Annotated in this window: 9 protein-coding genes and 1 pseudogene; 3 read left to right on the forward strand and 7 right to left on the reverse strand. The window is 69.4% G+C overall.

Translation table 11 applies throughout. The annotated features are described in order from the left end of the window. Nucleotides 1-5: 5 nt before the first annotated feature. From WMF45_RS35830 to WMF45_RS35845, 4 genes and pseudogenes are all read right to left on the reverse strand, one after another. Entirely contained in the window at nt 6-7,268 is a 7,263-nt protein-coding gene (locus WMF45_RS35830) for a SpvB/TcaC N-terminal domain-containing protein (protein WP_437710025.1), read from the reverse strand. Nucleotides 7,269-7,460: 192 nt separating this feature from the next. Then, a complete protein-coding gene (locus WMF45_RS35835; RefSeq protein WP_437710027.1) occupies nt 7,461-8,009 on the reverse strand; it encodes a hypothetical protein in 549 nt (182 codons plus the stop codon). Nucleotides 8,010-8,054: 45 nt separating this feature from the next. Then, complete coding sequence (locus WMF45_RS35840) at nt 8,055-11,744, reverse strand: hypothetical protein (protein WP_437719612.1); 3,690 nt, start codon at nt 11,742-11,744, stop codon at nt 8,055-8,057. Between the two features lie 75 nt (nt 11,745-11,819). After that, nucleotides 11,820-17,039 (reverse strand): annotated as a pseudogene (locus WMF45_RS35845) (neuraminidase-like domain-containing protein); the annotation flags it as partial. 575 nt (nt 17,040-17,614) lie between these two features. Between WMF45_RS35845 and WMF45_RS35850 the strand changes: the two are divergent. Together WMF45_RS35850 and WMF45_RS35855 are read left to right on the forward strand one after the other, a co-directional pair. Beyond that, on the forward strand, nt 17,615-18,223 hold the full coding sequence (locus tag WMF45_RS35850; RefSeq protein WP_437710028.1) for a hypothetical protein: 609 nt from the start codon (nt 17,615-17,617) through the stop codon (nt 18,221-18,223). Beyond that, entirely contained in the window at nt 18,220-19,932 is a 1,713-nt protein-coding gene (locus WMF45_RS35855) for a M23 family metallopeptidase (RefSeq protein WP_437710030.1), read from the forward strand. Before WMF45_RS35850 ends, WMF45_RS35855 begins: the two co-directional genes overlap by 4 nt. Here the strand turns inward: WMF45_RS35855 and WMF45_RS35860 are convergent. The 3 genes from WMF45_RS35860 to WMF45_RS35870 form a co-directional block, all read right to left on the reverse strand. Beyond that, entirely contained in the window at nt 19,913-20,698 is a 786-nt protein-coding gene (locus WMF45_RS35860) for a leucine-rich repeat domain-containing protein (RefSeq protein WP_437710032.1), read from the reverse strand. The genes WMF45_RS35855 and WMF45_RS35860 overlap by 20 nt on opposite strands. A gap of 60 nt (nt 20,699-20,758) precedes the next feature. Further along, a complete protein-coding gene (locus WMF45_RS35865) occupies nt 20,759-21,229 on the reverse strand; it encodes a ferritin-like domain-containing protein (protein WP_437324392.1) in 471 nt (156 codons plus the stop codon). 484 nt (nt 21,230-21,713) lie between these two features. Further along, nucleotides 21,714-21,932, reverse strand: coding sequence for a hypothetical protein (locus tag WMF45_RS35870; RefSeq protein WP_044969688.1), 219 nt, complete (start codon nt 21,930-21,932; stop codon nt 21,714-21,716). A 386-nt stretch (nt 21,933-22,318) separates the two neighbouring features. Between WMF45_RS35870 and WMF45_RS35875 the strand changes: the two genes are divergently transcribed. Beyond that, on the forward strand, nt 22,319-23,659 hold the full coding sequence (locus tag WMF45_RS35875; RefSeq protein WP_437719613.1) for a DUF1552 domain-containing protein: 1,341 nt from the start codon (nt 22,319-22,321) through the stop codon (nt 23,657-23,659). Nucleotides 23,660-23,705: the final 46 nt, after the last annotated feature.

Below are 23,705 nucleotides of genomic sequence, written 5' to 3' on the forward strand. Positions count from 1 at the left end.
ACTCCTCACTGGGGCTTACGCGGAGCATATTTGGTACCAGGACCAAAGTTGGCTGGAGTGTATTTTGTTTGACAGTTGAGACAGACGTCGATCTGCTTCAGTTTATACGGTCGAATAGCAGGGGTCATGACGACTTCCTCCGTAACGCCGCCGAGCTTCCCGACAACGACGTCTTCAGCGCAGAACTTCCCCTGCCCAAACCACTTCGTTCCTACTGCGATCTCGCCTGTCACCTTGTTGTATCCACCCACAACGGTTGCTACGCCTTGGATGTCTTTCTGAGGAAACAATCGAAAAGCGTCAACAACTTCATCTCTTGCCGCGAGAGCCATTGCGTAATCTTTTGCTCCCGACACCGGAGCAGCCTTCGGCGTCGGAAGCAAAGCTGCCGCCACTTGCCCTAATGCGACGGCCGCATCCGTATGATCGCGATGAATATTCAGCGGCTTGATGTTGTGTTCGGAATCTAGATATTGCCGCGACTTGTCCTCCATCCAATTCTTAATCGGAGTATACATGCCATGCTTGAGCGCATAAACAATGTCGTATTCGACTCCGAGGGCAGCGGACTCCTCCTGCATGAGATTACCAGGCGCCATGTCCCACCGGACGATTTCTTCATGCCGCTGGGCACGAACCTCCTGCTCCGAGACACCCCGCACACTTGGCCCTTCCGCCGCGGATAGCTCCATCCCCGCTGGCGAAGAAGATGCGTCTGGTCGGACCTGCTCCACGGTGGTGACGCCCACTCGAACAGTCTCCAATTTGTACTTATCGAGGTGAGCTTGAACGCGCTGCTTGAATCGCCCTGATGCTGCGCTGCGAAACGCTTCCCGCTCTTCAGGTAACATCCCATTCAAGTGTGTCTTTAGAGCGGCATCCTTTCTCGTCATGACCTCATAATCTACGGTCCCAGGCTTGGGCAATCCTTCTTTCCCCTCTGGATCATGAAGGATCACAGGATTCCCCCGCACATAGGCGTAGAGATTCGGCCCATCCACCATCCCAGCCGGATCCGCGCTCGTCCACCTCCCGAGCCACGGCGCGTAGTACCGCGCCCCGTGGTAATAGAGCCCCGTCTCCTCGTCCTTCTCCTTGCCCGTGTAGCGATACCGCTTCCGGCTCACCTCCGCGGCGCTGCTGGCCGACCAGTATGCCGTCGTTCCGTAGGGGTGGTACTCCTCGTAACCGATCACGAGCCCCGCGCCGTCGACCTCCAGCGACGCCGACCCGAGGTGGTTATCGAGCTGATACCGCACCCGCGGCGTCACCGTGAACGGCCCCGCGGTGTCGACCGTCTTCGTCTCCACCATGGCCACCCGCCGCGCGCCATCCATCACGTGCAGTGTCTGCCGCTCCAGCACCAGCCCCGTCGCGTTGCGCTTGCGGTAGACCTCGTATCCGCCGAGGTAGATGCGCTCCTCCACAAGCCCGTTGTGCTCCCACACCTTGCGCACGCGCTGCCCGGCCGCGTCGTAGGTGTAGTAAACCACCCCGCCGCCCCCGAGATCCGTGCTCCGCAACTGGTCGTTCTCGTCCCAGGTCAGCGCCGCGATGTGCGGCATCGACGTCATGTTGCCATGTACGTCATGCGTATACGTCGCGCTGTAGGGCCCGTTCACCAGGTCCCCCGACACGCTCGTGCTCGTCAGCCGGTTGCTCGTCGCCTCGTGGGCGTACCGCCGCGTCCAGCTCCCCGCCCCGGCCTCGTGCACCATCCGCAGCAGGTTGCCCACCTCATCGTAGAAATACTCCTCCGCGTAGTTCCTCAGCGCCTGCGCGTCGTTCGCGTGCGGCAGCGACTGGATCGGAACATCGTTCTGGTCCCGCTGCACGTCGGCAATGCCCCCCGCGTGCTCCCGCCCCGTCGCCTCGATCAGCCGGTAGACCGCGTCGTACACATACTGCGCGCTCGGCGATACCACCGCGTTGTTGAAGAACACCGTCTGCTGCGCGCTGTCCCCGATCTCCACGATGTTCCCGACCGGGTCGTACACATACGTGAGATTCTGCAGCACCGCGCTGTCCGAGCTCCGCGTCGTCTTCAGGCGCGAGAGCCGGAACGTCAATGGGTCATACGTGTACGCCGTCGAGGTGCCGTTGCCGTACTCGATCCGCTCGCGCTGCCCCTTCGCGTCGTAATCGATGTCGTCGACGAACGTCGTCCACGCCACCGCGCCTCGAATCCGCGCCTCGACCCGCTCGAGCAGGCCCGCCTCGTTGTATGTGGGCTTGATCTCGCTCGCATCCGGCGCCGTCACGCTCGTCGGCCGGTTCAGCGCATCGTACACCGTCTGCGTGCCGAAGCTCTCGGTCTCCAGCAGCGGCTCGGCCGCCGTCGCGATGGCGGCCACATCCGTCAGCGCCGACACCACCGACCAGTCGGCGTCCGCGTGCACGTCGCTGCGCAGCCGGCGCGAGGCCTGCAGCAGGTTGCCCTTGAAGTCGTGCGCCTGGCTCGTCACCACACCCGCGCCATCATACACCTGGTACGCCCTGCCGCGCAGATTCAGCGCCGCCGCCTGCGGGTGCGCTTCGCCGTAGACGTAACGGCGCGCCAGCCGCTCGCTGCCCACGCCCAGCTGCACGTGCTCGTGCGTCGGCCGGCGCAGCGCATCGTACGACGAGCGGTAGACGAACCCACGCCCGTTCCACGCCCGCACCCGCTGTCCTGTCGCGCCCGCCAGCATCCACCGCTCGCCACCGTCGTTGCACTTCTGATAGAGTAGCTGCCCGCCCAACCCGAAGCGATGCTGCATCGCCTGGTTGTCACGCGCGTCCGTGATCTGGAGCGGCTGCCCCTCGATATCGAGCGTCGTCTGGGTGATGTACTCCCCCTCGGCCCCGTTATTCGCCACGGCGCGGAACACCCGCCCCAGCGCGTCCAGGTGGCTCACCGCCGGCGTGGCCGCATGCGCCGCGGCCAGCGCCGCCGCACGGCGCTCCGGATCGCCCGTCGGCAAGGCCTGGCGTGCTGCGTACCACGAGCTCTCCAGCACCGTGTCGTTCGGATCGTGCGACGCCTGCTTCCACGCATCGAACTCCACTCGCGAGAACGTGCCGTTCGGCAGATCGATCCGGATGAGCCGGCCGAGCGGATCGTACCGCAGGATCGGCGTGACCCCCCACTCCACGAGCTCCGTTTCGTCCTCATACTCGTTCGTCGCGCTGAAGAACGGCTCGTACTGCTTGACCGGATTGCCCTTGTTGTCCAGCACCGTGCGCCCGGTCCCGACCCAGCGCGACGTCGCGTGCGAAAAGACGAGGTTGCCCTGCGCGTCATGCACGAGCGCGCCGTTCGCGTCGCGCTCGGGCGCGGGCCCCGGCTCCGCCTTCACCTTGCGCAGCACCTCGTTGCCCGAGCCGTCCGAGTAGCTGTACGTGTCCAGCCAGCGCGTGTTGCCCGCGCCGTGCTGCTCACGGGCACGGGCGTGCACCACGTTCGGCTTGCCGGTGAGCTGGAATCGCTCCAGGTCATACGCGAACGTCGCGGTCGGGTCGGCAGGCGTGTCGCCCTCGCCGGCCCCCGGCTTGCCCATCACCGCCACCAGCGTGACCCTCCCCAGCGCGTCGAAGCGCACCTCGCTCATGTTGCGGTTTGCGTCCGTGAGCTGTCGCGGGGCGAGGACGCGGTACTCGGGGACGGCTTCCACGAGATTGCTCAGCGGATCGGTCACTGCCGTCACGAGCAGGCAATACGGGTCATAGGTGACCTGCGACGCATTGCCGAACGGATCGACGAACGCCGTCGGCAAGTAGAAGTGAGCCGCCGAAGGCACCGCCCGCCCCGAGGCCACCCAGTAGTCCGGATCGTCCGGGAGCTGGAGATACCCCCCCTCCGCGAGCATGCCGCTCGTGACGCGGGTCCCGAACACGGACGTGATCAGCGAAGGCGTGAGGACCTTGGCGAAGCTCTCGTAAACGAGCGCCCTGCCCCCGACCTCGCCGAACGGCAGCGGCGCCGTGAGATCGTCCCTCCAGTACCTCGTGCGTGCGTGCTGCAACAGGCGCTTCTGGAAGCCCCCGCTCGGCGTCCCGTCGTACGCGAGCGTCGGCACGTCCTCCGCCGCGGCCGCCGCGTCGAAGACTGCCTGGAACCCGAGCACCGCCTCAGACCCGAGCGGCAGGCCGTGCAGCTCGTAGGTCCGCGTCTCGGTCGGGACCCCGATCCGATAAGCACCCTCCTCGTCCGGGACCAGGTGCTTCACCTTGTTCTCCGTCAGCGTCGCCTTCCCCTGCCCCTGCTCGGCGAACGCCGTCCACGCCGCCCGCCGGCGATACCCGATCTGCGCCGCCCGCAGGACCGCACCGTAATTGTCGACCTTCAGCGTGAGCGCGTGCGCCACGCGCGGATCGCTCTCGCTGCGCTCGTAATGGTACTCCAGCGCCTCGCGCGCATGGGCGAAGAACACCGCGTGCGCATTGCCCGCCGCGGGCTGGAGCCGCCGCATCGCGTAGCTGTGCTCCTTGACGACGTACGGACGCGGCTCCTCCGCCGACCCGTCGAGCGCATAGATCTCCTCGCGGAGGGGCCGCCCCTTGAGCGCCCGGCACGCCTCGCGCATCTCGACGGCGCCGAGATCCTCGCAAAGCAGCGTGTCCGCCAGGCGGACCGCCGCCGCGTCGCCGGCGTAATACTCCCTCTCGTACTGCGCCGAGATCTTCGCGCCCTCGATCCAGGCGCCCGTATGGAACCACGTCTTCGTCAGCACCGGCGGCAGGTGCAGCTCGGGATCCGCGTTGGCCGCGGGCGGCGCGAAGCCAGCCCCGCTGAACGCCGAGAACGACTCGGTGTCCCGCTGCTCCACCATGCCGAAGCCGCGCATCTCCCGCTCCACCCCGTCGTAGTCGCCGTGGTGGTAAGCATACGTTGTCACGAAGCGATGCCGCGAGATCGCGTCGAAGATCTCGACGCGCTCGATGACATGGACCACGAACGGCAACCTCGTCACCCACGGGCGGCCGGCCGCCCGGTCGGCCAGGTAGGACTTCGTCGACGGAGCGTAGGTCACCGTCGTGGTCCTTCCGAGGTTGTTCGCGATCGAGGTCAAAAGATGCGGCTTCTTGCTCCCGAGCAGATCGATGTAGCGCACCCGTGGGCGCGCCCCGGGCAGCGACGAGGCCCACACGATGCACCCGGTCCCGGAGCCGAGCAGATCGAGCACGTCGACCGCCGCCAGATCGCTCACGTCGGGCAGCTGCGGCAGGATCACCGGCGAAGCCAACGTATTTCCGGCGTTGTTCGCATAGAAGCGCACGCCGTCCGGGTGCAGGTAGACGACATCGGTCGTCCCCGAGCCGTCCACGTCGGCGAGACGGATGCGCTTCGGGTCGAAGCGGCCCTCGTGGTCGAACCGCATGCTGCCGCTCATCTGCACCTTGGCGCCGAAGCGGCAATGGCCGAGGTTGGGCCAGTAACACACGTTGCCGTTCCGGATCCGCACGAGGTCCACCAGCCCGTCGCCGCTCATGTCGGCCAGGAAGATGCTCTGCGCCGCGTCGGCGAACACGAGCGACGGCCCGCGCTCCTCGTCGCTCGGACGCGCGATGGTAATCGGCCGGTCGAAGCCGCCCTTGGCGAGCGACGGATACCACGTGAACGTGTCCGGCCCCGTGATCACGATGTCCTCATGCCCGTCACCGTTCAGATCGATGAGGCGGACGTTCGGGTCGCTCCAGTCGACGTTCGGCTGCGACCCGAACGGGCGGAACGGCGCCCAGCCCGCGTCGGTGCGGTCGAAGTAGCCCGCCACCGGCCGCTCGAACACCACCCTCTCCTTGCGCCCGTCTCCGTCGACGTCGAGCAGCTGCCCGCCGGAAACGGCCGGGCGAGATTGCAGCGGCCGCGCCGCGGACAAGAGGCCCCCGCCGAGGTTCTGCTTGTAATACAGCGCCTCGCCCTCCTCGATCAGAACGCCCGGAAGCGCCTCGCCGTCGAGATCGACCCACCGCCGCCCCGTCCCCATCGTGCCGCCCGGCAGGTCGCGCAGACTCTCGGGGTCGAGCGACTTCACCTCGCGGTGAATCACCGGCTCGCTGTACGTCAGCGCGATCGGCGGGAGCGCCTCGCGGCTGTACGCCTGGGTCTGCGGATCGCGGAGATAGCCGGCCTGGGTCGCGGCGGTGAGGCGCGTGAGGTGAGGGCCCGGCACGTACGTGAGGTCGAGCGACCGCACGAGGCACGGCGTCTCGCCGAGCTCGGACATATGGTGAAACATCAGCACGCGACGGCAGAGCCGGTACGTGCGGATCTCGAAGCCGGCGCGGTACACCGAGAACGGGTCCTGGCGGACCAGCCATGGGGCGCTCCCCTCGGGCGTGGGCGCCTCGGCGTCGTGCTCGCCGTAATCGAAGACGACCTCGAACAGGAAGCTCCCCGCGACGCCCGGCACCGTGTTCCCGTAACGGACGCGCTTGAGATAGCGGTTCGCGACCGCCGCGCGGCCCGCGTGGCGGTGGCTCTCCGCGGCCTCGTCGCGCGCCACGCCGGTCAGGTCCTCCGCCTTGTACGCGTAGGCCACGACATTGCCCTTGTCGTCCCGCGTCTCCTCCAGCAGCCACGAGAAGATGCGCGCAGGCCTCGCCGGGTCGGCAATCCGTGCCTCCGGGCTCCGCCCGTAGACGCTCGTTATGTTGTCCGGCGTCGTCGCCGTCCAGTACACGTTGCCGCTCTCCTTGACCTCGCGGCGCTCGATGCGCGCGAATGCGCCCTCCACGCGGGGACGGTAGCGGATCACCCTCTCGGTGTCGGTCTCGTACCGTTCGAGCGTGGCGCCGTCGATCGACCGGGCCGGCACCAGATCCTCCGCGCCGGACAGGACGAACACATCGCTCTCGTGCGCGTCGTCGTAACGGGGAAGGCCCTTGTCGGTCTTTCGCGTGATGCGCGGGATCGACAGCTGCCAGCCGACGCCGAACGGGCCATTGCCAGCCCCGGAGTCGTACGTCACCGCCAGCGCCGGCCCGAACCCGGCGCGGCCGGGGCTCAGCGGCAGCGGGATCGAGAACGACCCCGTGCCCGTCACCGGGTTCGCGGAGAATTTCTCATCCACCCCGCGGATCGCGCCGCCGCCCTTCGGCAGCGCGGGCGCGGGCAGCTCCGGCGCCTTGGGCGCGCCGGGGAGGCCCTTTGGAGCCTCGGTGTTACCGGACCCCTCCCGGGCGAGGGGCGCGGCGTCTGGGCGCCTGCCGCCGGCTCCCCCGTCCGGCGCGGCCGGTAATGCTGCCGGAGCAGCGGTAGTTTCCTTCTTGGGTTCACGAGCGTTCATCCGTCTCCCTCTTCCCATGGCAATGGGCGGCCCACGCGCCCGGAGCGCCTCGCTCCGGCACGACGGCGCCGGCCGCCGAGTCCGTGAGCGGCGCCGGGCCAGCGCCGCTCACGGACGGTTCGAGCTCTCCACGGCCCTGTCCTCGTCGCCCGGTCCCCCCCGGGACGAGGGCTCGCCCCTCGGCGGGCAGCGCTACTTGTAGAGCACGTTCACGATCATCGTGGTTGCCGCGGGCGCGGTCGCGTCGCCGTCCGCCGCGCCTACGGTCGCGCCGATGCCGATGCCGTTCGTGAACGCCATGCCGTTCGTGTGCTCGGCCGAGACCACCTGCCCGGCCGGCACCATGAGCGTCAACGCAGGCTCGGTCGTGCCGACGGTCGGGGTCCCCGCCGTGTTGTAGAGCTTCACGAACGCGACGCTCGAGCCCCAGTTGGCCAGGTGCCAGCCGAACACCTGCCCGGGAGAGCTCTTCACGCTCTGTCCCGTGGCGCTCAGGCTGACGTTGCGGTGGACCGAGAGCCCACCCGCCGTGTCCGGCTTCACATGGACCGCGCCGACGGTGTTGGCGCCGGCCGGGAGCGACCCGACCAGGCGCACCGGCAGCGGGTCGTTCTGCGAGACGTCAACGGCGGTGCCGTCCGCGCCCGTCTGCAGCTTGGCGCGCAGGACGTGGACGCCGAGGATCTCGTCGGTGGCGAGGAGCGTGCCCGCACCCTCAGGAAGCGTGATGTTGTCCGACATGGATACTGACTCCTTGGTGAGAGATCGCCTGGGTTTCTTCTACGATCACGCCGACTCGAAGCCGTACTCGCAGAGCAGGTAGATGTCCTGGAGCGTGTCGTCGAGCCGGCTGTTCGTGCGGAGGTCGCTCGCGATCGCGCCCACCGCACCGCGGCTCGCGCTGAGCGTCCAGGTGCCGAGATCCTGCTCGTTCGGCAGCAGATCCTTCTTGTCGCTGGCCCCCGTGTTGCAGCCGCCGGTGCTGTCCAGCGGGAACTGGTTAAGCGTGGGCGATTCCTGCGCCGCGGCGCCTGGCCGCGCCATCGTCACCAGGAGCCTGCCCTGGTTCGGACTCCAATAATGCGTCTTCCCGTTCCACCGCGCATAGAGCGTGTAGCTCTTCAGCGCGACCTTCTGCGTCGCCGGGGCGTAGGGGAACATCTCCGGCGTGAGCGGGATGGAGAGCTGCTGTGCCACCTCGTCATCCGACGGCGCTACCATGAACCGGGCCCACTCGGCCGGCAGCTCGGACCGAAGGCTGAAGAGCCGTCGTCGCACCGGGGGATGGTCGTCGTAGTATGTCTTCGCCGCGGCCGCGAGGGTGCTGTTCGAGCGCGCCGTGTACCGGATGTGCAGGATCACATCGCTCACCGCCGCGATGTCGAACCGGTTGTTCGCCGCAGGGAGCTCGATCTTGTAGGTCCCGAGCACGCCCGCGCCCTCGAAGGGGAGATACCGCTCGTCGCGCAGGTTCGGCTCGAACAGGCCCGCGTCGTTCACCCCTCCGCTGGTCGCGATCACGCCCGTCAGCGGCACGAGATCCGTCCGGAAGTCCTCGGTGTCCGCATAGGTCTGGGCGGTCACCGGCGGCTGCGGCGGCGGGCGCACGCGCGTGTTGCTCAGCGTGAGCGTGCAGCTCACGCCCGCGTACGGGCCGGTCACCGTCGGTATCGTGACGGCGACCGACTTGATGCGACGGAAGTAGTGACCCGGGTAATCGAGATCGAACACCTCCTGCGTCAGCACGACGTCACAGGTGCCGGTCTCGCGCAGCCGCATGAGCTGCTCGGGCGCGACCTCGGCGAGCGAGACGTTCTTGACGAGCTCCGCCTCTCGCGGCGTCTGCTCCAGGAACGCGGCCTCCAGGCGGCGGAGGTCGTGCTGGAGCCGCTCGCCCGCGAGAAGGCCCTGCTTCAGGCTGTCCCAGGCGCCGAAGCGCACCATCGCGGGCGTGCTGTCGGCCGTGCCGAGCTCGAACCGGAGCGCCCGCTCCGCGCGCCTGGCCATGTCGAAAGCCAGCGTGTACGTCTGGTAGTGGACGGTCGACAGCTCCGCCACCATCCAGTCGTACAGCTCCTCGGTCGTGCGCTTCCTGTCCCGGAGGAACTCGAGCACCTCGCGCGCCTGCTCGGTCTGCCGATCGTGGTTCCTGAGCTCCACCTCGGCCACCGCGACGCGGATCTTCGCGGCGACGATCTGCTTCTCCAGGCCCTGCATCTCCTTCGCCGCGAGCCGCTCCTGCAGCGCCCACTCCTCGGCGCGCCGCTCGTAGCCGGCGAGCGTGGACGCGATCGACGCGCCCTCGCGCAGCGCGCCGGCGGCCATGGAGAGCGCCTGTGCCGCCGCCTCGATCGACGCGCCCGAGGCCTGCCCGCCGATCGTGGTGAGAGCCACCGGGCTCCCCATCGTGCCCGCGCCGCCGAACGTCGTCGGCGGGGTCGCCTCGACGCCGGGGGCGACGGCGGCGATCACCTGCGCCGCGAGCCCGAGCTCCAGGCCCGTGATGCTCATGGCCAGCGCGCCCTGCTCCGCAGCGCTGATCCGCGGCAAGCCCGCGTAGTGGTCGCGCCGGAGCCGCGCCGTCTCGAGCGACCGCTCCAGCGAGGCGACGGTCGCCTGGGTCTCCTTGATCTGCTGCGCCTTGATCTCGCGCACCGCCGCGAGGAGCTCGACCTCGTGGCCGGAGCGGAGCCGCGCGATCGCCTCGCCGTCCTTCTTCTCCATGGCGGCGAGCAGCGCGGCGCCGAGCCCGGAGACCGCGCCGCAGAGCTCCGCCGCCTTCGCGAGCACCACCTGGAAGCGGTAGGGGAGCCGCGGGGAGCTCGCCTCGCCGAGCACCGTCGCGAGATCCACGCCGAGCGCCCTGGCCTGCACGAGCAGCATCGGATCGATGGGCGGCTCGAACAGGGGCAGCGTCCGGACCATGCCCTCGATGTTCATCGAGTGTCGGATCTTGAAGAGCCGATCGGCGACCGTGTCCCACAGCCCCGAGAGCGCCTCGTCGCGGGGCACGCAGAAGTACAGCTCTCCGAGGTCAGGCGCCCGCTCGTGGATCGTGGGGTGCGGCGGCTTGATCAGGGTCGCGAGGCTCTCCGCCTCGACGCGGGACCGCGACCCGATCACCGGGTCGGAGAGGTCTCCGAGCCCGAGCGCCTCGAGTTGCCAGTAGTTCCGCGGCGTCACCGCGTCCTTCCGCTCGACGCGCACCGGACGCCGGCCGAGGATGTTGCCGGCGAGGATGTACAGCTGCGTCGCCTCGTTGATCGACTCGATGGTCTCGCGCCGGAAGAGCTGATCGCCCCAGGCGATCAGGTTCTCGATGTACTTCGACACCACCGCCTTCTGGTAGGCGATCGGCCGCATCCGTGCGACGAGGTGCGGATTGAACGGGTCCTTCCGCCACGCCTCGATCTGCGCGGCGAGATCGAGCTTCTCCGACGCGTCGCCCTGGTTCGTCAGGAGCGCGCGCATCAGCTTGGCCATCGCGCCCTGCTCCGAGGCCGGCAGCTCCCGGAGCTCGTCCTCGATCGAGGCGAGATCCTTGTTCTCGCGGAACGGCCGCACGTTCCAGAAGCGCTCGGGCGCCGGGGCCGGATCGCCCGTGGTCGGGTCGAAGATGAAGTGGAGCCAGCGCTGCGCCTCGGCGTGCCGGCCGCCCTGCATCAGCCGGAGGGCGATCAGGAACGGCGCGTGGAAGAACAGCTCCCAGTTGTAGCTCGAGTAAGCGCCCTGGAACGAGAAGTCGACCTCCTCCTTCGGATACGGCGTGAGCACGTACTCGGGATCGGGGTCGTACGTCTCCTCGAAGGGGTCGCTGGAGCGGCGCTGGAGCGGCTCGGTCGGGTGGAGCGACCACTTGAGCAGCCCGTCCACGCCCGAGCGCTGCAGCTCCTTCCGGAACAGGCAGGCGTAAGGGTGGTAGAAGGACATGAAGCGGTATCGCTTCGCGTCTTCGTAGACGTGCGCGATGCGCGTCTCCTCGGGCGCCCGGTGCGCCCACTCGGCCGCCGTCGGCCCCGCGCGCATGGCGAAGGCGCCGAATTTCAGGCCGATGTCGCCGTACGCCGTCATCCCGGGCTGGACCTGCGAGGCCTCATCCCACTCGGTGTACTCGGTCAGGACGATATCGGCGAAGAACGTCGACTTCGCGTCCTTGAAGAAGAACGACACGCCGGCCGAGGCGGTGTCTTTGAAGTGCCCGCTGCCGATCTCGCGCGGAGCGAGCGTGCGGAACGGGGTGACGCTGCCGAGCAGCGGGATCCACTTCAGGAAGCCGTTGATCTTGACCGGGACGATCAGCTCTGTCGCATCTTTCGACACCACCTGCTGCCCCCGCCAGCCGGTCCTGCGGGGCATTCCATCACTGAGAGACCTGTAGTGCGGATAGTTGGAGATGAATTGCGTGCCCTCCAGCGCACCGCAAGCGCTCTGCGCGAAATGCCCGAGACGCGCGCCGCCGGTGCCGTCGAGCGTCATCGCCGCGATCGCCGGCGGATCCTGCTCGTCGTCGCGCTGCACGAACAGCGAGACACGTTCGGGATCCGACTCTGACGCCAGCGTCACCTCCGAGCCGCCGCTCAGACGGCGCGCACCCCATGCGCCGTTGCGGCGCTGGCTCCACGCGAGGCGGATGTAATGGCTCGTCACCGCCGTTTTGCCCGCCTCGCGCGTGTCGCTCGGCATCGGCTGCACCGGCTCGGCGCGCTCCTCGATGATCGGCCAGTACAGGTGTGGGCGACGATCCACCACGGCGAGCAGGACCCTGTCCCCCTCGATGTCGAGATCGATGGGCTCCTAGGGAGTCCAGGACAGCCCGTCCACCCGCGTGCGGTAGAAATACTTGTACGGCTGGGCCGCGGTGCGGCCGACGACGTGGAGCACGTCGATCGGAAGGTGCGTGTCGTCGCCCTCCTCCTCCTGGTGGAACGCGCTCGCGATCTCGAGGTTCGCGACCTCGTCGAGCCTGTCCAGGTACCGCTCGAACGCGCGCTCCGCGGAGTCGTCGGTGATGTCCTGCTGCCGGAGCTCGGCCTCCAGATCCTTGAAGAACGGCGACTTGTCGTCGCGCAGCGACGGGTCGAGGTACAGCTCGGTCTGGAGGAGCACCTTGCGGCTCGCCTCCCAGACGCGGTAGCTCTTCCGCCACGCCCACTCGCGCGCCGCCTCCTCCGGGAGCTTCAGCTCTCCGGACTCCAGGTTCATCAGCGCGCGCTGCACGAACGTCTGCACCGAGCCGATGGCCTGCTTCAGGCGCGAGGTGATCACCGCGGGGCTCGTCTCGACGTCCACGAGCAGGTCGGCGAACAGGTCGTCGCTGTCCTCGTATCCCCGCTTCGCCACGAGGTACGCCACCAGCGTCGACCGGAGCCGCTCGCGCAGCACGTCGCGCAGCGGCGGCGCCACCCGCGCCCACTCGGCGTCGGAGTACTTCGCCTTCACGGCCCGGACGATGCTCTCGGTGGGCACGGCACCGTCCGACAGCACCGCGCTCTCCCACGCGAACGCCTGTGCGGCCGAGATGCCGAGCCGCTTCAGCATCGCCATCACGCGACGCATGATCACGACGGTCGAGACCAGCGACGAGGACTCATCCGGGATGAGGATCATGTTGCGGGCGCTGAGCACCTCCGCCACGTCGGCCTCGGGCCAGCCGGTGGCGGCGGCCAGGTCCGCGGGCGTGCCCACGAACAGGCTCGCCAGCGACGGGTTCGGCCCGACGAGGAGCGAACGGAGCTCGACGAAATCCAGGAGCCTCTCCCAGGGCGCAAACCACATCGAGCCGGTTTCGCTGCTCTCGGCGCGCGGCAGCCGGTCGAGGTCGATCACCGGCCAGGCGCGGGTGAACAGCAGCTCGAGCTCGTCGGCGCTCAGCCCGAGCGGCTGCAGGAGGGCCACTACCCTGGCCAGGTACTTGTAAGCGGCGAGCTGCGCGGGGCGCCGATCGAGGTCGTCGAGCGACGTCGGCGGCGAGGCGGGCAGCTCCGGGGGCAGCGAGAACGAGCTGCCGAGCGGCGGGTCTCCCATCTCGTTCGCCGGGGTCAGGATGTCCGTGAGGAGCAGGTGCATCGACCGCGCGTCCAGCTTCAGCGCCGCGGCGAGCGTCTCCTCGACGAGGGCCGCCTCGGCCTCGCTGTCCGGGGCGCCGTTCTTGCCGCGCAGCGCCAGCAGCGCGCCGAACATCTGGTCGAGCACGGGGTTGATCGCCTCGTCCGTCGCGGCGATCCGCGTGCGCGGAGACGGCCGCGCCCGGAACCGGAAGACGACGTCGAGGTCGGCGGGCGACAGCCCCGAGCGCCGGACGCGCTCGACCGTGTCGAGGAAGCGCAGCGTGCGTTCGGGGATGTCGCCCTCGGGGTTGAGTGCCTCGGGGTTGTCGGACGCGAACGGCTTGTAGGCGCTCAGGTTGTAGATCACGAGGAAATCGGGCAACGACAGCCGCACCGCCCGCGCGAGGGTCACGTAACGGTGGAGCTTCGCGAGCGTCACCAGCGCGGAGTCGGAGGTGTCCGCCGGGACGAGCACGGGCAGGCCGAGGCCGGAGTCCTCGGTCAGCAGCGACAGCTCCTCCCGGCTGATGCGCAGGCCGGCGAGGACCGCGGGCGTGTGGGACTCGAGCAGGTTGGCGGTCGAGAGGCTGGCGACCGCCGGCAGCGCGAGCGCGGCGTCGACAGGGTTGGTCACCGTCCTGTTCTGGAAGAGCTGCTCGTAGAACGATGGCGTCTCGCCGGCGTCGCGGCGCTGGGTGTCGGGCGGCCCGAACCAGCTCGCGAGCACCGCGATCGGCAGCGAGACGCGCCGCTCGGCGCGCAGCGCCTGGATCACCGCGATCACGCGCAGCGCCCGGTCGTTGATGAGATCGGTGCCACTGGGCGCGCACGCGGCCAGCACCTGATCGAGCTCGCGGGTCGACCAGCCGAGGCGCAGCCGGAGCCGCAGGAAGCGGTGCAAGATGCCCAGCGAGGCCACGGCGTCGCTCAGGCCGCCGAGGCTCTGCTCCTCGATCTTGAAGCTCTCCGCCGGCTGGATCGCCGGCGACCCGAAGCGATGGAGCACGGAGGTCTCGAGCAGATCGCGCAGCTCGTCGTAGGACAGTCCCGAGCGCTTGAGGAACACCGGCACGTTGAACAGCCCGCCGGGGATCACGGAGACGCCCCAGGCGCTCGCGACGGTCACGCCCGAGACCTGTGTGCCGCGGATCAGATCGCGCTCGCGCCATGAAAGCCCGAGCCGGTAGGCGGCGATGTTCTCGGGATCCCAGGTCTCCGGGCTGTGCCCGGTCGCCCTGAGCTCGCTCATGAACGCGTGCAGGGGCACGCCGAGGTGCTCGAGATAGACGCGCGCCTCGTGGTGACGGTGGTGATACGGCAAGCTGAAGGGGAAGTCGGTCTCCGCCAGGCGCTCGTAAGCCGTCTCGTGCCAGTCCTCCTCGCCGCTGGGCGGGTTCGGCATGGCCGCGAGATCCTCGGCGGTGCCGGCGGTCGCGATGTGCTCCGGGAAGGCGAGCGGCGCCTGGCCCTCGCTCACGAAGGCGTGGACGAGGATCTCGTTCACCAGGTCCACGTACGGCAGCGGCGTGTCGGCGTTCTGGCAGGTGAGGTCGATCCGGCCGATGTCCGGGCGCCGCCCGGCGCGCGCCGGCGTGGAGCCTGGCGCGCTGCCGAGGAGCAGCTCCTTCGCGGTCCACTTGGTGCTGCCGCTCTTCGTGATCGTGGAGTTGTACCGGTCGAGGAAGCGGAGCATGTCGACGAGGTACGCCGCCGGGCCGTAGACCGAGGCGCAGTGCGCGCACGCCCACGCGTCGGAGGAGCCGAAGAGCGCCTCGTACGTCGCGAGGTCGGGCGCCGGCTGGCTCGCGCGGCGCGCGGGGTCGGGCAGGGCGTAAGCCGAGCCCTGGTTGAAGGCAGTGCCGAACTTGAGCGACAGCGCGAGCGCGACATCGGAGACGGCGACGGCCTTTTCGTAGATGTCGTTCGCGATCTCGACGCCTCCGAGGGCAGCGCCGAGCTCGGCGCCGACCCGGGGCTTGCCGCGGATGGAGATCTCCCGCGCCGACTTGAACCCGGCGTCGAGCAGCACCTTCGCCTCCTCGTACCTGGGTGTGAGCCTGTGCAGCCGCTCGACCACCTTGAGATCGCGCACCGCGACCATGGGGTTGGAGAGCCCCGCGACCGCCCCCGGGTTCGACGCGATGAAGTGGCCGACGCGCGCCTCGCCGAGCTTGAACGAAGGGTTGTTGTTGAAGAACGTGGGCAGCTCGCTCCCGCCGACCGCGGCGATCGCGGACGCAACCGCCTTCGACGGGAACGCCTCCTCCAGGGCCCGCCGGAGGACCTTCGCGTAGGTCGCGCGCCTCTCGGCCACCGTCGCTCCGGGCGTGTCGGCCGGGTAGTTGATGGGCGAGCCGTTGCGCTGGATGGTGAGGATCGTGATCCAGTCGGCCTCGCTGTAGGCCGCGAGGTCCTTGAGCTCGGCGAACTGGGCATTCTGCCAGCGCGCCCACAGCTCTTCGACGAGCGGGAAGTGATAACGCGTGAGCGCGCCCAGCTGCAGCACGAGCTGGAGCCGCGGGATGTTGAGCGAGCCCTCGCTCTGGTACTCGGGCAGGGACGCGAGGTGGGCCCAGAAGGCCTCCGGCGTGCCATCGAACGCCAGGTACTCGGCGAGGAACTGTTCCGCGTAGCCCTCCTCGGACAGCACGAGCTCGACGAGCTGACCGAGGCTGCACGTCGCTCCCGCGGGCGGCGCCCCCATGGCGAGGTCGACGGCGGCCTGGGCGAGGAGATCGGCGAAGCTATCGCTGACTTCGCCGCCCACGATCTTCGCTTCCTTCGCCTCGTCGAGCGCGCGGCGCAGCGCGGGTTTGGGGTACGCCAGGAGCCCGCGCTGGGTGGCCGGCAAGCCCATGCGGACGAAGGGGTAAAAAGAATCGGCGGCCCCGCCGACGCCGACGGACGTCAGCAGAGAGTCGGCCGCGACGAGCGCCTCGACCTTCCCGCGATCCACCTCGGTCGCCATCGCGACGAGCTCGACCTGCTCGGCCTGGAGGGTTCGGAGGACCACCCCCTGCGTATGGACCGCGGTGCGGGACTTGAGCTGCTGCAGCTCCGAGGGGCCGCGGTCTTCCTGGTTCTGGCTGGTGACCAGGTCGACGACGGCGGTCGACGGGGCGCGGACGATCAGCGCGGAGCGGCCCAGCTCCTGATTCGACCCGTTGTAGACGATCACCCGGAGATCCGGCTGTTGCTTGCCGGATGCCAGCAGGGGCGAGTACGAGATCTTGTAATGACCCGTCGAATCGGTCGTCGACGAGCCGATCTCTATCTCTGATGTCAGCCTCACGTCGTAGGCGCGCACCGGCGCGTTCGCGACCATCGCGCCTTGCTCGTTCCGCACGATGCCGCGCACGACCGATTGGGCTGGAGCGCGCCTGGTCGAGGTCAACGCGATGTCCACCTCGATCCGCACGGTCGCAGGCGTCGGCGACACCTTCCATTGCGTGTAGCGCGTGACGTACTCCTCGGCCCCGGGCGAGAACACGCGGAGCGCGATCAGCGGCTTCCGCCCCTGGAAATGGCGATCCACGGCGGCTTGGTCGAGCGATATCTCGAAATCGCCGGTCTGGTTGGTCACGGCGACGGCGATGAGATCCGTGGTGACCTCCGCGCTGTCCCACGCCTCGACACGCACATTCCCGACGCCCCTTTCGGTCTTGGCTCGGACGACCTGACCGGAGAGTTTGTACTTTTTCATGCGAGCTCCCTTCGATTCCATGGTCAAGAACCATCAGTTGGCGCAGTGTTCGGCCGCCGCGGCCGGTGCGCCTCGTCGCCGGCGGTCGACAGCGGAGGAGATGACGAGGAGGGCCACCGCGGAGCGATCGGCGCGACGATTCGCGCGCCGATCGCTCCGCGCGAGCACGCTCTCGCGGTTCCGCGAGAAATCAGTTGTTTGCTGTCGATCCCCTCGTCGCCCCTGCGCGCGTCAGCGGCCCACCGCGGACGCCCCTGCGGGACGTAATCTGAACTACCATGGCGCGTCTCGTTGGAAAGCTCGAAACACGTCCCTGCCATTCGACGATCTCGGGGTACGTCCACGCCTCATGCGCGGTCGATGGACGTCTGTCTCTTGCTGTCGCCGGCCGAGCGCGGCCGTACGGCCGACGCCATGGGCTCACGCAGGCATGGCAAAGGCTGGTGTCCTTTGACGCGCCGCTCACGCGAAGCCTTCGCGCGGAACGTCACGTCGTCCCGGTCACATCCTGGCGACATCTTGCGCGCCCCCCACCACCTCTTGGCCAGGCCTGCCGATTTTCGACTAGAATAGAGGGTCCCCTTCCGCGAGGCCTCATGCGCGGCGCGCCCACTGCTGTTGTTATCCTCCTCTCTGTCGCGGTCGCCGCGTGCGACCAGGCCGCGCCTCCCGCCGAGGCGCCGCCCGATCCTGCGGCCGCCCAGCCGCTGTCCGCGACGGCAACCCCGGTGATCGCCGCCGTCACCTGGCCGCCGGCCGCCTCGGTCGACCGGACCGCGCTCGCGGCGCTCCCGGAGACGGCGGCCCACACCGCCAGGGCCTCGCGGGTCCCGGTGCTCGTGCCGTCGCGGCGCGAGCTCCTCGCGGCGCCGGTCCTCGTTGCCAGGGAGCACTGGACCTCGTTCTCGGCAAAGACGGACGAGATCACCGTCTCGCTCACGATGACCCGCCTCTCGCGCAAATATCCAAGCATTCCACCGTTCCGGGGGCCCCGCGCCGTGCGCGGGGCGCCTGCGTTCGTCACGGCGAACGAGGGAATCTGGAGCGCCTCGTGGATCGAGAATGGCGTCTCGTACGCGCTCGACGTCGAGTGCGCCTCCCCGGACGCGCCGGCCTGCGCCTCGGACGCGCTCGTCATCGAGCTCGCCGCAGAGCTCGTTTATGTGGGCGGCGACGAGCCCAGGGCCGCGGGAGACATGCCATGATCGCGCCGCTCCACCCGCCGCGCCCGCGCCCCGCCGCGCTCGCCTCGCTGGTCGCGACAGCCACGCTCGCGCTCGCGGTCGCGCTCCCGACGCGCGCCGCCGCGGCCGATCCCTTCTCGTACCGTCCGGCCGGCGAGCTCCTCGCAGGCTCGGGAGAGGGGCGCGCCGACGACATCGTGTATGCGCCCTCCATGCGCTTTCCGATCGAGGAGGGCCCGGCGTTCGCCAACTCCCAGGTCTACAGCAAAGGCGGGAGCGCGGGCCCGGCCGGTGGACAGTGCGATACGGACAACTACGCCTATCCGTGGCACGACAACTACTGCGAGTCGCGCTCGTGGGAGATGCCTCTCTGCCCCTCCGGCACAGGGCACCAGGGGCAGGACATCCGGCCGGCGACGTGCGAGGCGGGGAGACACTGGGTCGTCGCGGTGGTGGATGGCACCATCACGAGCGTCGGCGGCTACTCTGTCTACCTGACCGGCGAGGACGGGACTCGCTACGACTACCTGCACATGTCCGATGTCCAGGTCTCGCCCGGCCAGGACGTGTCGCGGGGAGAGCGCATCGGGCGGGTGTCCAACGTCTACGGGAGCACGCCGACGACCATTCACCTGCACTTCAACGTGCGGCAGTCCGTGAGCGGCGTCGGCGTGGTCTACGTGCCGCCCTACACATCGCTCGTCGCCTCGTACGAGGCGCTGCTCAACGAGCCCCCCGAGGGCGCCCTCGAGACAGCCGGCTGCAGCGGTATCGCGGGATGGACCCGCGACCCGGACGCGGAGAGCGCGCCGGGCGACGCGCGGCTCTACTTCGACGTCCCCGCGACCGAGGAGGGCGCGGAGGGCTACAGCTTCCCCGCGGACGTGCGCCGCGACGACCTCTGCGAGCCGCTCGGCTCGTGCGCGCACGGCTTCGAGGCGCCGATGCCGCTCAGCCTGCTCGGGGGCGAGCACGCGGTCCACGCCTACGGGATCGACGGCCTGAGCGGCGAGGAGGTGGAGCTCGAGGGGAGCCCGAGGGCCCTCCAGTGCCCGCTCGATCTGCCCTCCGGCGTGAGGCGACCGCTCGGCGGCGACGCCGCGCTGGGCGCCTGGGGGTTCTCGCGGTTCTGGGACGTCGCCAGCGCGCCGGACGCCGCGCTCCAGGCGCTGCCCGAGGGCGACGTGTTCCCCTCGTCGCCGCGGCTCGTGCGCGGCGACGACGGGGCGGCCTCCCTCTGGCTGATCGACGGCGCCGAGCGGCGGGCCGTGCCGGATGCCGATGCGGCGGCCGCGTGGCATCTCGAGCCGCGCGAGGCCGTCGTGTGGCCGGCAGCGAGGCTCGCCGCGCTGCCGCTCGGGCCGGCGCTGCGGCCGCGCCCGTTCCTGGTGCAGGGCTCCGGGCCGGCGCTCCACGTCATCGACACGCCGCCGCTGCCAGGCGAAGGCGGCAGCGCGGGCGCCGGCGGGGCCGGCGGGGCCGGCTCCGGGGGCGCTCCAGCCACCGGAGACGTGGAGGAGGGCGCGCCCGGCACGAACATCGGCGTTCACGGGCAGCTGCGCTGCGAGTGCGGCGCAGCCGGCGCGGGCGCCGCGGGCTCCGCTGGGGCGGGCTGGCAGCTCGGCCTCTTCGCGATGGCGGCGCTCGGCGCGGCCCGCACGCGGCGGCGCTCGGCGCGGCCCGCACGCGGCGGCGCGAGGGCCGGCCGCCTCAGCCTTCGTGGATCTTGATCCCGGGGATCGACCGGAGCGGGCTCGCGTCCTCGACCCGCGAGCCCTCGAGGTAGACGTTCTTCAGGCTCTTGAGCTCGCGCAGCGGCGACACGTCGCTCACCCGCGTCCGCTTCATCTGGAGCATCTCGAGCTTCTTCAGGCCGGCGAGCGGGCTCACGTCGGTCACCTCGGTCTCGTCGAGCTGGAGCTCGGTGAGGCTGGTGAGGCCGGCGAGCGGCGAGAGGTCGGCGACCGGCGTCCGGCCGATGTCGAGCCGGTCGAGCTTGACCAGGCCGGAGAGCGGCGAGAGGTCCTTGACCAGGGTCGCCGAGACACGCAGCGACTCCAGCCGGAGCAGGCCCTTGATCGGGCGGAGGTCGTCGATCTTGCCCGGCGGCAGGTAGAGCCCTTTGAGGCCCGCGAGCTCGGGGAAGAGGCACGGATCGAGCTCGTCGAGCCCCTGGGCGTCCGACAGGTTCATGGTCTTGATGTTCTTGAGCTCGGCGCGCTTGATCGGCCCCTCGGGCTTCTGGAGCTGCTGCCGCACCTTGGCCTCGAGCGCCGGATGAGAGAAGGTCACCGGATCGCTCTTGGTGCACTCCACCTCTTGCTTCTTCGGCGGCGCGCTGGCCGTGGCCGCGGGGCTCGCGGCAGGAGGCGCGTCGGCCGGCTTCGCAGCAGAAGGCGCGGCCGAGGCCGCTCCCGCAGCGGGCTTCTGGGGCTCGTCGCAGCCGAGGAGGAGAAGGGCGACGCCAAGGGACGCAAGGACGAGAGGGCGAATCATCGCCGCGATGATACACGAGGCGATGGAAGAAAGCCGCGTCTTCCAAAGGGCGCTGGCGCGCTACAGCGGCAACAGCAAAAGCCCTTGTCGCGAGTCGAGCTGCTCGGAGAACCAGTCCCGGTGGCGCCGCTCCACCGCGAGCGAGTGCCGGAGGACGTCGCGCGCGCGCTCGGAGAGGCCTTCCCGGAACGATATCATCCGCTCGTAAGCAGCGCAGCTGTCCTCCTCGTAATGCCTCATCGCCTCGAGGATCGCGCGATCTCCGACCATCCCGTTCGTCAGCGCCTTGCTCTTCAGCTTGGGTCGAACGGCGCTCTCCACCGGCGGCTCGCCGAGCTCGTGGGCCAGGGCGGCGAGCACCTCGAGGTGACGCTCGTGATCGTGAAGGAAGCTCGCGAGCCGGCTCTTGTCGCCTGGTCGGCTCATCCGCGAGAGCGCTGCTGCGAGCGCGTCCACCGTGGACCAGTTGAGCTCGATCAGTTCGGTCAAGGACCCGATGAACGCGGCTTCGCCGCCGATCACGGACGCCATGGAATATCGCTCCTCTCTCGCGGAAGCGGACCGCCCGCGTGAAGAGGGAGGTGGGCGGGTGCTTCTCCAGGCCTTCGATGCTCGCAAGCCCGGTGCCGGAGCCCGCCTGTGCAGCCGCTATCCATCGCTGCGCGCGCGTCGTCCAGAAAACCCGCGGTTCTCCACGCTTGTCGCCCGCCGCCGCGCCCGAGACGGCCCGCTCCGGGGCCCGCGCTCGAGGGGATGCGAAGACTCAACCCAGATCGAGGCCGCGGTCGCGGCGCTGGGTCGAGCGCGCGCCGGACCAGGACGGAGCCGTGCCGTGCCGGGGCGCGATCGGCGCATGCTCACGCCGCGCCAGGCAGCGAAGCGCGAACACGTCCTGGACATGAGCGCATCTCCACCCGAAGCGCCCGAAGCGCGAAGGCGGCGTCGTCCAGGTCAGGATCAGGAGAGATGGACTTCGGTCGAGAGCGCTCCGGCGGCGCGCTCCGCAGAAATGCCGCTACTTCTTGCCGAAAAGGCCGCCGAGCGAACCTGCGAGGCTGCCGACGTCGAGGTTGGCGATGGCGGGGGCCGCCGCGCCGAGCGCGGTCTCGACGTGGGCGGCGAGGGGCGCGGGGAGCTTCTCTTTCAGGAAACCGACCACCGTCTCCACGGCCACGCGGGCCTTGTCTTCCGAGATGCCAACCTTCTCTGCGACCTGTCGTACCAGCTCGTCCATGGCCTCGACGCTCATCCTTTCTGCGCGAGCCGCGCATCCGGGGCGAGCATCCACGCGCCGATCGGCGCCGGCAAGGGAATTCGGCGCCGCGCGCTGCGGGCTCGACGCCGTCGCCCCTCGCACCAGCGCGCGGCGGCATGCGCTCTCATGGTGAGCCGCATCGCGGCGGGCCCCGCACCACAATCCCCCTGGTCATTTCGTAAAGTGTGTTGTTGAATCATGGGGCTTCAGCGTGCCCGGTGCGGGCGAGGAGCGAGAACGATGTCCGGGTCCTCCGGTCACGAACCTGCGCTCCTCGTCGAGCTCACCCGGACGGACGGTTTCCTTCACATGGCTGCTTGAAAGGAGCGAGGGGTATGTCTCAATTCCGCTTGAGCCGGCGCGCCATGCTGCGAGGCGCCGGCGCCATCGCCGTCGCGCTCCCGTGGCTGGAGATCATGGGACCCGAGCGCCCGGCGCACGCGCAGCCCGCCCCCGCCCGGCGCTTCCTCGCCGTCTACACGCCCGGCGGGACCTTGATCGACCGCTGGCGTCCGACCGGCACCGAGACGAGCTTCACCCTGGGCCCCATCCTGGCGCCGCTCGCGCCGGTGCAGGACCGGCTGCTCGTCGTCGACGGCCTCGACATGAAGAGCGCTATCGGGGAGCAGCACCAGGCCGGGATCATCGCCTGGCTCACGGGCACGGATCAGGTCACCTCGACCGGCTACGCGAGGGGGCCGTCCATCGATCAGGTGATCGCCTCCCGGATCTCCGCCGGTCAGAAGGCGAAGGCGAGCGTCCAGCTCGCGGTGCGCTGGGGGACGGGCAAGTCCCACGGCCTGATGACGCCGATGAACATCGCCAACTTCGAGGACGCCGCGCCGTACAACCCCATCCAGCCGCAGCTCGATCCGGTGGAGATCTTCACCGAGCTCTTCGGCACGCTGGACCCGGGCGCCAGCGACGACGCCGCCCTCCGCCTCGCGCGGAAGCGATCGATCCTCGACTACCTCGACCGGCGCTACACCACCCTCTCCGCGCGGCTCGGCGCCGCCGACAGGCAGAAGCTCGACCAGCACCTGACGAAGATCCGCGAGATCGAGCAGAGCCTCGGCAGCACGCCGGCTGCGACGAGCGCTTGCCGTGCCCCGACGATGGTCGACACGTCCGACTACGACCCGAGCGCGGGGCTCGACGCGGACGACGTCGGCTCGATCGTGGACAGCTCGACCGACGCGGCGATCCCCAAGGTGGGCAAGCTGATGACGGACATGCTGGTGATGGCGCTCGCCTGCGACATCACCGCGGTCGGCACCCTGCAGTGGAGCGACACCGAGGCGAAGTACACGGTGCCGTGGCTGAATCTGGCCGAGCACCACCATTTCTACCAGGAAATGGGCGGCTTCAGGCCGGCCGAGTGCGAGCTCATCTACACCTGGTACTCGGAGCAGCACCTCTATCTCTTGCAGGAGATGGAGAAGGTCGACATGGGCGGGCACTCGCTGCTCGACGAGAGCGTCGTCTTCTTCGGCTCCGAGATCTCGCATCCGGCGCTCCACAACAAGAAGGACATGCCGTTCCTGCTGGCCGGCGGCGGCGGGGGCCTGCGCACCGGGCGCTGGGTCCGGTACCCGAGCCTCCCGCACAACAACCTGCTCGTCTCGATCTTGAACCTGTTCGGCGACACCCGGACCACGTTCGGCTTGCGTGAGCACTGCACCGGGCCGCTCACGAACCTCACGTAGGCATTTGCCGCGATGCCTGGCTGAAGGCGAGCTTCGCCGCCAGGAT

The organism is Sorangium sp. So ce448, assembly GCF_051520915.1.
Lineage (GTDB): Bacteria > Myxococcota_A > Polyangia > Polyangiales > Polyangiaceae > Sorangium > Sorangium cellulosum_B.

Excerpts from the sequence above, each read along its gene's own strand:
- WMF45_RS35830 (WP_437710025.1), bottom strand. The coding sequence starts at position 7,268 with ATGAACGCTCGTGAACCCAAGAAGGAAACTACCGCTGCTCCGGCAGCA.
- WMF45_RS35835 (WP_437710027.1), bottom strand. The coding sequence starts at position 8,009 with ATGTCGGACAACATCACGCTTCCTGAGGGTGCGGGCACGCTCCTCGCC.
- WMF45_RS35840 (WP_437719612.1), bottom strand. The coding sequence starts at position 11,744 with ATGACGCTCGACGGCACCGGCGGCGCGCGTCTCGGGCATTTCGCGCAG.
- WMF45_RS35850 (WP_437710028.1), top strand. The coding sequence starts at position 17,615 with ATGCGCGGCGCGCCCACTGCTGTTGTTATCCTCCTCTCTGTCGCGGTC.
- WMF45_RS35855 (WP_437710030.1), top strand. The coding sequence starts at position 18,220 with ATGATCGCGCCGCTCCACCCGCCGCGCCCGCGCCCCGCCGCGCTCGCC.
- WMF45_RS35860 (WP_437710032.1), bottom strand. The coding sequence starts at position 20,698 with ATGATTCGCCCTCTCGTCCTTGCGTCCCTTGGCGTCGCCCTTCTCCTC.
- WMF45_RS35865 (WP_437324392.1), bottom strand. The coding sequence starts at position 21,229 with ATGGCGTCCGTGATCGGCGGCGAAGCCGCGTTCATCGGGTCCTTGACC.
- WMF45_RS35870 (WP_044969688.1), bottom strand. The coding sequence starts at position 21,932 with ATGGACGAGCTGGTACGACAGGTCGCAGAGAAGGTTGGCATCTCGGAA.
- WMF45_RS35875 (WP_437719613.1), top strand. The coding sequence starts at position 22,319 with ATGCTGCGAGGCGCCGGCGCCATCGCCGTCGCGCTCCCGTGGCTGGAG.